This is a genomic window from Luteimonas mephitis DSM 12574 (assembly GCF_000422305.1).
GTDB classification, from domain to species: Bacteria; Pseudomonadota; Gammaproteobacteria; order Xanthomonadales; family Xanthomonadaceae; genus Luteimonas; species Luteimonas mephitis.
Genome location: NZ_KE383816.1, coordinates 233,496 through 246,002, shown reverse-complemented (window position 1 = coordinate 246,002; position 12,507 = coordinate 233,496). Strand labels below are relative to the sequence as shown.

Here is a 12,507-nt window from a genome sequence, read left to right as displayed (position 1 = left end):
GGACGGCTGGATGCCGAGTGTAGTTATCAGGTCGTCTGACTGAACGCTGTCTGCATTTTGTCGAGTGCAAGCTGCCGGATTTTTTCGGCCAGGTCCGGCCTGCCCTTGGCGTGCAGTGCGCTGGCTAGTTGCATAGGGAACGGGTCGAGCGGTGGCAGCAGGGCAATGGCCTTGGTGAAATAGGGCATCGCAAGGTCCGGTTGGTCCATGTCGTTCATGATGAAATCGCCGATCGAGGCAAGCTCGCTCGGATGCAAACTGGTGGTTTCGTCCTGTGCCGCGAATACCTTGAGCAGTTCCTGTTGATCCAGCTTGACGCCGCGGCGGGCGTTGTATGTAAGCAGTGTCGGTGCGCGACGGTTGTCTCCGCTCCTGGGGGCGTTTTTCATGCGCTGCCGGAAGTCCTCCCAGTCCTGCGACGCGATGTCGCCACGCAGGGTCTTCAGGACGATCCGCAAAGCCGGGCTGTTGAGGGAACCGGGTGCAAGCGTGCTGCCGCTGTTGCAAGCCGCGATTGCGGAATCGAGCAGGGAGTTGTCCGGCCTCGGACCGCCTCCCAGCGCATAGTATTCCGCGCATAGCTGGATCCATGCCCGGGCCGAGTGCGGGGCTGCGACCGTGGCGGCTTGTGCGAACCGCAGGTTGCTGCTCCAGCTGTGCGCGCGGACCATGGTGGCGCCGCAAAGCGCCAGCAGCATCGCACTGCAGATGACCGCCTGTGTGGGGCGATCCAGGCGCAGGCGCCGGAAGGCGCCCGCCAGCACGCTGCCGACAGCCAGCAGCGCGCCGATCAGGGCGAAATGGTTGCGATGCTCGTAAGCCAGTTCCAGCCCGACCACATTACTGGTGATGAAGTGGGCGCTGAAGAACAGGAGGATGCCGAGCGCCAGAAGGGGTTGCTTCAGGCGCTGGTGCCAAGCAAGGGCGAGCAGGCCCAGGATCAGTCCAATCGATGCCAGCGTCGTCCAAGGCTGCAGGAAACCCCGTGAAGGGACGAGCCAGTCGTAGAAGAAGGGCATGTGCGAGGGGAGCGGCAACACGATCTGCCCCAGGTACATGGCCAGTACCCGCGCCTGGGTCAGCAACCGTTCGGGAGTGGAAAAGTCACGCCCCGGATACGCATCCCAGTGCCAGCGATTTGGGACAACCCAAAGGAAATACACGACCGCGGCCGCCACTGCCATCACCAGGTAGCCGCGTCGTAGCAGGCCGGCCAGTCGCGGATCCGCAGCTTTGAATCGAAGGACGGTCAACTCCAGTGCCAGGGTATAGGCAGGCAAGGCTGCGGCGTCTTCCTTGCAGCTTATCGCCGCGATCCACAATAGTGCCGTGCCGAGCAGGCCGGTACGACCGGGCCGGCCGGCGATCTGGGCACGTCGCGCCCGCAGATAGGCCAGCAGCGACAGCACCAGGAACAAGGTGCCCATCGTCTGCAACCGTTGCACCACGTACAGCACTGAAGACACCAGCAATGGGTGTGCTGCCCATGCCAGGGCCATGGCTGCAGCGGGCCAGTACGCGCGCGCCTTGTCGACGCCGGCTGCCAACAGCAGGCTGCGGAATAACCAGGCCAGTGCGAAGGCCGTTAGTGCATGGATCAGGATGTTAGTCGACTTGAACGTGGCTGGATCGGCGCCGCCGCGCCAGTAATCCAGCGCGAAGGTCAGGTTGGGCAGGTTGCGCGTGCTCCCCGATGGTTGCGGGGTGGTGATGACCCTCTTCAGTTCCCCGACACTGAGCTCCTGAAGCTGGATGGCCGGGTTATTGACGATATTCGGGTAATCGTCGAACACGAACTCACCCGGCAGGCCAGGCAGATAGAGCAAGCCTGCAAGCAGGGCGATCAGCAAGCTGGGTAGCAGGAAGCGACGAGTCGCTGCGGATGGGCTGGTCGACATGGCTGCGATGGGTGGTGAGGCGATGGGGGTGCGGAGGGAGGTGGGTCAAGGTCCCGCGCGCTGTCCGCGTGCGTGTTCTTGTTCGAGCAGTGCCAGCAGGCGTGCAGCGAATTCCGGCTGGCCCTCCTTGCGCAGGTCCGCGACCAGCGCCATCGGCAGCGTGCTGTTGCGGGGCGATGTTTCCGCGGCCTTCACGAAGTAGCGGAAAGCATCCTCGTCCAGCCCGTTCTTGGCGGCGTAGTAACCGAAGGCCACGTACTCCTCCGGCCTGAAGCCAGAGCGTGCTCCAACGATGTCGACGACGTGGATCACGTTGCGCGGATCGATGCGCTTGTCGCCATTGGAATAGCGCACCAGGTGCCAGGCGACGTCGGCGTTGCTGCGGGTCATGGTGACCTGGCCCATGCGCTCAAACAGCTGATCCCAATCACTTTGCCGCACGCTGCCGTCGATGGTCTTCAGCACGACGAGATTGGTCAGGTTGGTGGCGCCGTATGGGATTTGCGCGCCCTTGCCGCAGGTGTCGAGCGCCTTGGCGAAGTGTGGATCCCCGGGGCGATTGCCGCTCAGCTCGAAATGGATCTCGCAAAGGTTGATCCATGCCCTTTCCGAAGCGGGTGCGAGCCGCGTGCCGTACTCGGCAAAACCGACCGGTGAGCCCCACGCCTGCGCGCGCCACAGGGTTCCGCCGCCAAGCGCGACGAGGATGGCGACACAGGCAAGACCGGTGGCGCGGCTGGACAGCCGCAGGCGCGCAGCGGCGGCAACGAAGAGGTCGCTGAGCGCCAGTACCGCGCCGATCAGGGGGAAGTGGTTGCGATGCTCGAACGCCAGCTCCAGGCCGATGACGTTGCTTGAAATCGCGTGGCCGGCAAAGAACAGGAAGATGCCCAGTGCGAACAGCGGGCGCCGGGCGCGCAATCGCCAGGCCAGCGCCAGCAGTCCGAAGACCAGCAGCAGCGCTGGCAAGGTCGTCCAGGGGTGCAGCAGGCCGCGTGATGGCTGCAGGTCGTCGTAATAGAACGGCATGTGGCTGGGCAGGGGCCACAGGATCTGCCCCAGATACATGCACAACACCCGCGCCTGGGTCAAAAGCCGTTCGGACGAGGAGAAGTTGCGTCCCGCATAGGCATCCCACGACCAGTAGTGAGGCACGACGTAGAACAGGAAGATCGCGATCCCGAGCAGGCTGGTGGCCAGGTACAGCCGGCCAATGGCCTTGGCGAAATCTGGCCGTGCCGCGCGAAATCGCAGCACGGTCAGCTCAAGCGCCAGGGTGTAGGCGGGCAGCAGTGCGGAGTCTTCCTTGCACGCCAGCGCCAGGACCCAGCACAGTCCGGAGAGCACGCCGTACTGGCGGCTGCGCTCGCCGGCCATCTGCGCCTGCCGCATCTTCAGGTAGGCGTACAGCGCCAGCACCAGGAGAAGGGTGCCCATGGTCTGCATGCGCTGGACGACGTAGAGCACGGAAGACACTTGCAGTGGATGGATGGCCCAAGCGAGCGTCAGCGCGATCGCGCCGTAGCCGGCACGTCGGGCCGGCCAGCCCGCGAGCGTCAGCAGCAGGCGCAGGAGCCCGGCCAGTGCCAGCGTCGTCAATGCATGGATGGCAATGTTGGTCGACTTGAAAGCGGCGGGATCCAGCCCGGCGCGCCAGTAATCGATCGCGAAGGTGAGCATCGGCAGGGCGCGCGAACCGCCCCCGGCTGCGAAACTGTAGGCGGCCCGCTGCAGGGAGCCAGCATCCAGCGTGGCAACGTGCACCGCCGCGTTGTTGCCGATCGTCGGCGTGTCGTCCAGCAGGAAGCCGCCGCCCAGGCCGGGAAGCAGCAAGGCAGCGGCAAGCAGTGCGCACAGGACGGCGGCCGGAAAGTAGCGAAGCGAACGAAGCGGCATGCCGGAGAGTCGCGCTAGGGATTCACGGCATTGTATTCATGTTGGCCGCGAGCGCCCTCACAGTGGCGTTGCCGCTTTCCATGGCAGCTTGCGCTGGCCGACAGGCAGAACGCACAGCCGGCACTGCGCATTGGAAATTCCCCCGCAGAACGCAGGCGGAACATTGCCAGTGGCGAAGGAGTCTTCAGTTGTACCGGCAGCTGGCCTGCCCATGGCTGCCGGTGCTGTCCATCGCGCAGGTGATGGCCCTGCTACCCGGCGTGCGCGGCGTCGCCGCCACGTCGTCACCGATGGCCGAGCCGCCGCTCAGGGTGGCGCACGCGCCAAGCGTTGGCGCGGCGGGCGTTTCTTCCTGGTAGAGCTGGACGAGGGCGTCGTTGGCGTAGGCCTTCGCCTCGGACAGGCAGGCGGTCTCCGCGGCGCGGATCCGGTAGTTGCTGTAGGCCGGCAGCGCGATCGCGGCCAGGATGGCGATGATCGCTACCACGATCATCAGTTCGATGAGTGTAAAGCCGCGCGCTCTGCGGACCATGGCGTTTTCCCCCTGTTTGCAGCCATATGTCACGCAAGGAGCGCGCCAAGACTCGAGGCGTTGGCGCACTTCCTGCCGGTTGTGTGACCGCGTGCAGGGTTTCGTTGGCCTGCAGCGATGCGTCGGCTCCGAGGTCGCAAAGCTCAAAAAACAAACCCCGCCGAAGCGGGGTTTGCGGGCAATGCATGGGATCGACGATTACTGCCAGGTGCAGGTCGCGGTCTGCTCGGAGCAGCGCGGATCACGCACGCCAGGATCCTTGGTGGTGAACGTCGCGGCGTAGGTCACCGTGGTTGCCTCGGCGTTGGCAATAACAGGCGCGACATCGTTGGATACGCAGGCGCCGGCAGCGTAGGTGGGCACGGTGAAACCGCTCTTGGCGGCGGCAACCCACGAATTCATGAACGCCTTGGCCTCGCCCATGCAGGCATTTTCGGCCGACTTGATGCGGTAGTTGTTGTACGCCGGCAGCGCGATGGCGGCCAGGATGGCGATGATCGCGACAACGATCATCAGTTCGATCAGGGTGAAGCCTTGCTGGTTGTTCTTCATGGTGTATCCCCTAGGAGTGGTTTGATACTTCACGTGCCGTGTGGCCCCAACTGCTTCGGTCCTTCGGCAGCCGTGCGACACCGCACGTGCAGGGAAATATACGCACATCGCGTGCCAATGCGGCCCAGAGGAATTCCCATGCTCCGATCTGCAATCGGGCTCACGGATTGGCGCTGGCACGGCGCAGCAGAAGGTGACGCGGAGCGTCTGTTTTCGGAGATGTGGTGACGTTTGTTGTCACTTTTGTCTCGCTGCTTCGGCTGATCTGTGATTTCCATCGCAATGCGGTTTTTCTTTCGCTGCGACGAGGTGCGGCAGGCAAAGCCTGTCGCTGGGGGCGGTTCGTATCCGTGTCGGGGATTCGTGGACGCATCGCGTCATCCGGGGCAGGGCATATGTGGGCAGCGGTCATTGCGCCGACGGCGTACAGCACACGCGTGCGTTCCAGGTCACGGCTTTGGTGCGGGTTGACTGGCATGGTGGCTCGCCGTTGAGAGTTGCATCTGGTGTTTGATGCCGGGTTTGCGCGATTTGTGATTGGGCTTGCCGTGGGTCGGGGCGTGGCCCAGGCCTGCGCGGTAGGAGCGCCCCATGGGCGCGATGGGGCGTTACCGGTCAGGCTTCATCGCGCCCATGGGGCGCTCCTACGGGCGTCGTGTTGGTGGGGAGGGGCGTCGGGGGTGTAGCCCCGGCCTGCGGTGCGATGTGGTTGCGCCCTGGGGCGGCTCAGTCGATGCCGAGCTTCTTGAGCTTGTAGCGCAGCGCGCGGAAGGTGATGCCCAGGGCGGCGGCGGCCTTGGTCTTGTTGTAGCGGTTTTCCTGCAGGGCCTGCTGGATGGCGGCGCGTTCGATTTCCTCGATGTACGAGGGCAGGGCGCTGCTGGCGGTTTCGCGCGGGCCGAGGCTGCGCGGATCGGGCGGCGCGGCAGCGGCGCCGGGGTTGCTGGCGGCCGCGGCGTTGGCGCTTACGAAAGCGGACGCGACCGCGGCCGGGGTCACGCCCTGCTGCACCGGCAGGCGCAGGTCGTCGGCGTGGATGGCGTCGCCGTCGGCCAGGGCCAGGGCGCGTTCGAGGATGTTTTCCAGTTCGCGCACGTTGCCCGGGAAGGGGTAGGCGTCGAGCGCGGCCAGGGCATCGGCCGACAGCTTGGGCGTGGCGCGCTTCATCGCCTGGGCGAGGCGCTGGAGGATGGCGTCGGACAGCAGCGGCAGGTCGCCGGTGCGTTCGCGCAGCGGCGGCACGTCGAGTTCGATGACGTTGATGCGGTAGTACAGGTCGTGGCGGAAGCGGCCGTCGTTGACCAGCGTGGCCAGGTCCTTGTGGGTGGCCGAGAGGATGCGCACGTCCACCGGGACCTCGATCGAGGCGCCGACCGGGCGGATGTTCTTTTCCTGGATCGCGCGCAGCAGCTTGACCTGCATCGACAGCGGCAGCTCGGCCACCTCGTCGAGGAACAGGGTGCCGCCGTCTGCGGCCTGAAACAGGCCGGGCTTGTCGGCGTGGGCGCCGGTGAAGCTGCCCTTCTTGTGGCCGAAGAATTCGCTTTCCATCAGCTCCGACGGGATCGCGCCGCAGTTGACCGGCACGAACGGCCCGCCGGCGCGCGCGCCCTGGGCGTGGATGGTGCGGGCGACCAGTTCCTTGCCGGTGCCGGACTCGCCGCTGATGTGCACCGGCGCCTGGCTGCGGGCGACCTTGGCGATGGTGGCGCGCAGGCCCACCATCGGTTCGGAATTGCCGAGCAGGCGGCTGGCTTCCTCGGGCTGGGCCTGGCGCTTGGTGTTGAGTTCCAGCGCCTGCCGCACCAGGCCGCGCAGGACGTTGATGTCGAGCGGTTTTGCGACGAAGTCGAAGGCGCCGGCCTTGAGCGCTTCCACCGCGGCCTCGACGTTGCCGAAGGCGGTGATCATCGCCACCGGCGTGTTGGGGAAGCGAGTGGAGATGTCGCTGATCAGTTCCAGCCCGGAGCCGTCGGGCAGGCGCATGTCGGTGAGGCACAGGTCGTAGGAGACGGTGGCCAGCATCTCGCGCGCGGCGGCGAGCGTGGGCGCGGTGTCCGTGCGCAGGCCCATGCGGCCCAGGGTGAGGACCAGCAGCTCGCGGATATCGTGTTCGTCATCGACGATCAGGGCGCTGCGCGTCTCGCTCATGCACGGGAACCTTGCTGGGGGACTGGCCGGGTGACCAAGTGGGTCAATTTTAAGCCTTTTACGCGCATTGCAGGGAACTCAGGACACAAATGGAGCGTGCTGCAGTGCGGTTTCGGGTTTTTGCCGGTACGCGGGGTGGGCGTGGCTGCCGTGCGGCGAAGCGCTGGGGGCGAGGGCGAAGTGTCGTGTCGCGGATGCGGAACCAGGAAGGCATGCGAGGCGGGCGGAATGCCGGATGGGGCATTGTCACGGCTGGCGGGGCGGCTGGCGACGGGATTTTTTCTCGGGCGGGGAGCTGGGGTTCGCTTTGCGTACGAGGCGTGGCCATGCCGGACGCAGGGCAGGGGGGCCAGCCCTTCTCCCGTGTACGGGAGAAGGTGACCGGAGGGCGGATGAGGGGCGCGAGCGCAGCGAAGCGCGCGTTTGTTCCTCGCGCAAGGCGTTGATGCGGGCTCGCTGCGCTCGCGCCCTCATCCGGCGCTGCGCGCCACCTTCTCCCGCAAGCGGGAGAAGGGCTGGCTGGTCGGGAATTGCGGGATGGGCGTGGATCCGGTGGTGTCGGGCGCACAGGCCCGACCTGCGCCGGCGGCAGTGCATCCGGCCCGGGCAGGGTGGGCGGAATCCGCTGGAGCCGCTCCCCACGAAAGCCTGCCGCATCTGACGCGCGCCGTAGGTCGGGGCTACGCCCCCGACGTTCCGCTCCACATCGTGTGTCGTCGGGCGCACAGGCCCGACCTACGCTGGCGGCAGCGCATCCGGTCCCGGCAGGGTGAGGCGGAAGCAGGCGCCGCCGGCGGGGACGGCGATGTATTCGAGGTTGGCGCCGTTGGCGCGGGACAGTTCGCGGGCGATGTACAGGCCCAGGCCGGTGCCGTGCTCGGAAGTGGTGAAGAACGGGCGGAACAGCTGCGCCACCACCGCGTCGGGGATGCCGGGGCCGCGGTCGAGCACTTCGATCACCGGGCTGTCGCCGCGCTTTTCCACCCGCAGGATCACCCGCGCCGGCTGCCCGGGCATGCGGCCGTAGCGCAGCGAGTTCTGCAGCAGCACGGTGAGCACCTGCTGCAGGTGGCGCGGGTCGACCAGCACCGGCAGCGAGGCGATGCCGTGGCTGAACTTGATGTCGTCCAGGTCCGGCGGGATCGTCTCCAGGTATTCGTCGAGGAAGCGGCGCACGAAGGCCACCAGGTCGATGTTCTCGGGCTGGGCGCGCTCGCGCCGGGCCAGGCCGAGCACGCTTTCGACGATGCCGTTGGTGCGCATGCACTGCTGGTGGACGATCTGCAGCAGGCGGCGGTCGCCGTCGTCGAGGTTGTTCGATTCTTCCAGCAGCTGGGTGGCGTAGCTGATCGCCGCCAGCGGGTTGCGGATCTCGTGGGCGAGGCTGGCCGAGAAGCGGCCCATCGCGGCCAGGGTCAGCGACTCGGCGCGGCGCGAGACCAGCGAGGTGTCGTCGAGGAACACCAGCGTGGTCTCGCCGTCGACCAGCAGGCGGGCGAAGCGGGGCAGCACTTCGACCTGTTCCTCGGTGCCGAGCTGGATGGGGACGTCGCTGGTGACGTCGTTCTTGCGCCAGTCGTGCAGCCGGGTGGCGAGCTGGGGCGCGATGTCGCGCAGGTTGCGCGGCTTGCCTTCGACGGCGAGGTCGATGTCGCCCAGCAGCATCAGCGCGGCCTCGTTGGCCAGGCGCACGAAGCCGCCGCCGTCGACCAGCAGCACGCCGATGCGCATGCGGCGGATGATCAGGCCGTTGACCTCGTTGAGGTTGGCGGCTTCGGCGGTGCGCAGGTCGGCCACGGCGTGGGATTCGCGCATCTGCCGCCCGAGCAGGTTGCTGACCGTGGCCATGGCGAAGAAGCTCACCGAGAACATCAGCACTTCGGCGAGCGGGCGCTCGCTGGGCGCGCCGGCGAGGGAGTTCCACAGGTACTCGCCCACCACCGCGGCGGCGGCGGCGGCGGCCGTGGCCATCGCCAGCGGCAGCGGGACCAGCAGCGCCGCGGCGCCGACGTTGAACAGCAGCATCATCGCCACGCCCGGCGCGGCGCCCGGGATGGCGTGGGTGATCAGGGCGGCCACGAGGATGTCGACGCCGACACCGACGCAGGCCTGCCAGGCGAGCGAGGAATGGTCGCGGCGCGAAGCCAGCAGCAGGGCCAGCGCCATCGGCAGGTAGGCGATGGCGACCGTCACGGCCAGGAACCGGTCGCGCGGCTCGCTGACCAGGCCGCCGAAGGGGCTGAACACGATCAGCGCCAGCAGCGAGGCCTCGAGCGTGCGGTACAGCGCGAACAGGTACAGCTCGCGGCGCAGCGCGTCTTCGGCGGCATCGGGGCGGCGGGGCGTGCGCGTCAAGGCGGGTGGTCCATCCGGCGATTCCGGTCGAGTATAGGGGGCGTCCGCAGCAGCGCCGATTCCGCGCGACCTGTAGGAGCGCCCCATGGGCGCGATGGCCTTGCCGGGTAACGCCATCGCGCCCATGGGGCGCTCCTACGGAGCCTCCAGCCAAGGCCGGTTTTGCCCGCGGCGGCCGCATCGGCGAGAATGGCGGGCCCGCCTGCGCCCCGAGGCTGCCCATCCGGCAGCGACGGCCGCCCGCGGTCCGGCCACCGGCCGGCCTGTCTTCCCACGCATGGACCCCACATGAATTTCCACGAATACCAGGCGAAGCAGTTGTTTGCCGATTACGGCATTGCAGTCCCGGCCGGGCGCGTCGCGCGCACGCCGGAAGAGGCGGTCGACGCCGCGAAGGCGATCGGCGGCGATTTCTGGGTGGTCAAGGCGCAGATCCACGCCGGCGGCCGCGGCAAGGCCGGCGGCGTCAAGCTCGCCCGCACGCTGGACGAGGTGCGCGAGTACGCCAAGGGCATGCTCGGCCACAGGATGGAAACCTACCAGTCGGCCGGCGTCGCGCTGCCGATCGATTCGGTGCTGGTCACCCAGGCCACCGACATCGCCAAGGAGCTGTACCTGTCGGTGCTGGTCGACCGCGGCACCCAGTCGGTGACCTTCATCGCCTCCAGCGACGGCGGCGTCGAGATCGAGAAGACCGCCGAGGAGAACCCGGACGCGATCCAGACCCTCAACGTCAACTTCGTCCAGGGCCTGCAGCCCTACCAGACCCGCGACCTGGGCTTCGCCCTGGGCCTGACCGCCAAGCAGGTCGGCCAGCTCAGCAAGATCATGCTGGGCCTGTACAAGCTGTTCAACGAGAAGGACCTGGCGCTGGTGGAGCTCAACCCGCTGGCGATCCTGAAGTCCGGCGACCTCGCCGTGCTCGACGGCAAGGTCAATTCCGACGACAACGCCACCTTCCGCCACCCGGACCTGGCCGCGATGCGCGACATCCGCCAGGAAGACGAGACCGAGGTGAAGGCCAGCCAGTACGACCTGAACTACGTGACCATGGACGGCAACATCGGCTGCATGGTCAACGGCGCGGGCCTGGCGATGGCGACGATGGACGTGATCAAGCTGGAAGGCGGCGAGCCGGCCAACTTCCTCGACGTCGGCGGCGGCGCCACCAAGGAGCGCGTGACCGAGGCGTTCAAGCTGATCCTGTCGTCCGATGAAGTGAAGGCCATCTTCGTCAACATCTTCGGCGGCATCGTGCGCTGCGACATGATCGCCGAGGGCATCATCGCCGCTGTCAAGGAAGTGGACGTCAAGGTGCCGGTGATCGTGCGCCTGGAAGGCACCAACGTCGAGGAAGGCAAGGCGCTGCTGAAGTCCAGCGGCCTGGCGATCACGCCGGCCGACGACATCAACGACGGTGCGAAGAAGGCGGTGGCGGCGGCCAAGGCCGCCTGATCCTGTAGGAGCGCCCCATGGGCGCGATCCGCAGGGCGTCGAAACAACAAAGGCATCGCGCCCACGGGGCGCTCCTACGCAAGTCATCGAAGGATTTTCAATGAGCGTTCTGGTCAACAAGCACACCAAGGTCATCGTCCAGGGCTTCACCGGCACCCAGGGCACCTTCCACGCCGAGCAGATGCTCGACTACGGCACCAAGGTCGTCGGCGGCGTGACCCCCGGCAAGGGCGGCACCGAGCACCTCGGCCTGCCGGTGTTCAACACCGTTGCCGAAGCGGTTGCCGACACCGGCGCCAACGCCTCGGTGATCTACGTGCCGCCGCCGTTTGCCGCCGACGCGATCCTCGAGGCGGCCGACGCCGGCATCAAGGTCATCGTCTGCATCACCGAGGGCATCCCGGTGCTGGACATGCTGCGGGTCAAGAACACGCTGAAGGGCTACGACGACGTCGTGCTGGTCGGCCCCAACTGCCCGGGCATCATCACCCCCGGCGAGTGCAAGATCGGCATCATGCCGGGCCACATCCACAAGCCGGGCAAGATCGCGATCGTCTCGCGCTCGGGCACGCTGACCTACGAAGCGGTCAAGCAGACCACCGACGCCGGCCTGGGCCAGTCGACGGTCATCGGCATCGGCGGCGACCCGATCAACGGCCTGAACTTCATCGACTGCCTGAAGCTGTTCCAGGACGACGCCCAGACCGAAGGCATCATCATGGTCGGCGAGATCGGCGGCAGCGCCGAGGAAGAAGCGGCCGAGTTCATCGCCGAACACGTGACCAAGCCGGTGGTCGGCTTCATCGCCGGCGCCAGCGCGCCGAAGGGCAAGCGCATGGGCCACGCCGGCGCGATCGCCTCGGGCGGCGCGGGCACGGCCGAGGGCAAGTTCGCCGCGCTGGAGAAGGCGGGCGTGACCACGGTGAAGTCACCGGGCGACCTGGGCGCGGCGATTGCCAAGCGGCTGGCCGGCTGAGACATCGGTCAGCATGCAGCGCAAGAAAAAGGCCGCCTCCGGGCGGCCTTTTTCGTGGGCGAGCAAGACGCGGGAGCGGAAAAGCGGACCCTCTCCCGGCGCTTCGCGCGTCCCTCTCCCGCTGCGCAGGAGAGGGGCTGCCTGCGTAGGTGGGGAAGCTTGTGCGGCGTGCCTCTGCCGTAGCCCTCTCCTGCGCAGCGGGAGAGGGGTTGGGTTGAGGGCGCGGCTTTTCCCTGCAGACATCCCCGTCTCCCCGCGCGCCAGACTCGATCGGTCGAAAACCACAAGGAAGCGCAAGGATGCGCAACGGACACAGGACCGGCTTCGCCCGCCACCTCCGCCGGACCATGACCGATGCCGAGCGCGCGATCTGGCACCACCTGCGCAATCGCGCATTCATGGGCTGCAAGTTCCGGCGCCAGTATCCGATCGGCCCCTACATCGTCGATTTCGCCTGCCCGGCGTGCCGGCTCGTGGTGGAGCTTGATCGAGGGCAGCACCACGCGGCCAGGGACGCCGTGCGAACCCGCCGTCTCGAAATCGCCGGTTACCGCATCCTGCGTTTCTGGAACAATGATGTCTTCGTGCAACAGGACACGGTGCTCTCCGTGATCTTCGACGCGCTTGAAGGCCCGCCCTCACCCCAACCCCTCTCCCGCAGGCGGGAGAGGGGCTAACGGAACGACCAACAC

General features: G+C 67.1%; 7 protein-coding genes and 2 pseudogenes. 3 read left to right on the top strand and 6 right to left on the bottom strand.

Annotation, left to right across the window (positions count from 1 at the left end; translation table 11 throughout):
* Positions 1-26: 26 nt before the first annotated feature.
* The 6 genes and pseudogenes from H570_RS0111160 to H570_RS0111135 all read right to left on the bottom strand — a co-directional run bounded on the left by H570_RS0111160 (position 27) and on the right by H570_RS0111135 (position 9,384).
* Positions 27-1,898 (bottom strand): hypothetical protein, encoded by a 1,872-nt coding sequence (locus tag H570_RS0111160; RefSeq protein WP_169447768.1) that lies wholly within the window; start codon positions 1,896-1,898, stop codon positions 27-29.
* Positions 1,899-1,943: 45 nt separating this feature from the next.
* The gene (locus H570_RS18255; protein ID WP_051176324.1) at positions 1,944-3,794 is read right to left on the bottom strand and encodes a hypothetical protein; all 1,851 of its coding nucleotides are present in this window, start codon (positions 3,792-3,794) and stop codon (positions 1,944-1,946) included.
* Positions 3,795-4,223: 429 nt separating this feature from the next.
* Positions 4,224-4,326: pseudogene (locus tag H570_RS19640) on the bottom strand (prepilin-type N-terminal cleavage/methylation domain-containing protein); the annotation flags it as partial.
* A 449-nt stretch (positions 4,327-4,775) separates the two neighbouring features.
* Positions 4,776-4,878, bottom strand: a pseudogene (locus H570_RS19635) (prepilin-type N-terminal cleavage/methylation domain-containing protein); the annotation flags it as partial.
* A 726-nt stretch (positions 4,879-5,604) separates the two neighbouring features.
* The gene (locus H570_RS0111140) at positions 5,605-7,029 is read right to left on the bottom strand and encodes a sigma-54-dependent transcriptional regulator (protein ID WP_036136008.1); all 1,425 of its coding nucleotides are present in this window, start codon (positions 7,027-7,029) and stop codon (positions 5,605-5,607) included.
* A gap of 735 nt (positions 7,030-7,764) precedes the next feature.
* The gene (locus H570_RS0111135) at positions 7,765-9,384 is read right to left on the bottom strand and encodes a sensor histidine kinase (protein WP_027080805.1); all 1,620 of its coding nucleotides are present in this window, start codon (positions 9,382-9,384) and stop codon (positions 7,765-7,767) included.
* Positions 9,385-9,672: 288 nt separating this feature from the next.
* On the opposite strand from H570_RS0111135, the gene sucC reads away from it, so the two are divergent.
* From sucC to H570_RS0111120, 3 genes are all read left to right on the top strand, one after another.
* Complete coding sequence (sucC, locus tag H570_RS0111130; RefSeq protein ID WP_027080804.1) at positions 9,673-10,839, top strand: ADP-forming succinate--CoA ligase subunit beta; 1,167 nt, start codon at positions 9,673-9,675, stop codon at positions 10,837-10,839.
* A 100-nt stretch (positions 10,840-10,939) separates the two neighbouring features.
* A complete protein-coding gene (sucD, locus tag H570_RS0111125) occupies positions 10,940-11,815 on the top strand; it encodes a succinate--CoA ligase subunit alpha (protein ID WP_027080803.1) in 876 nt (291 codons plus the stop codon).
* 299 nt (positions 11,816-12,114) lie between these two features.
* Positions 12,115-12,492, top strand: a complete 378-nt coding sequence (locus H570_RS0111120; RefSeq protein ID WP_027080802.1) for an endonuclease domain-containing protein — start codon at positions 12,115-12,117, stop codon at positions 12,490-12,492.
* The last annotated feature ends 15 nt before the right edge of the window (positions 12,493-12,507 follow it).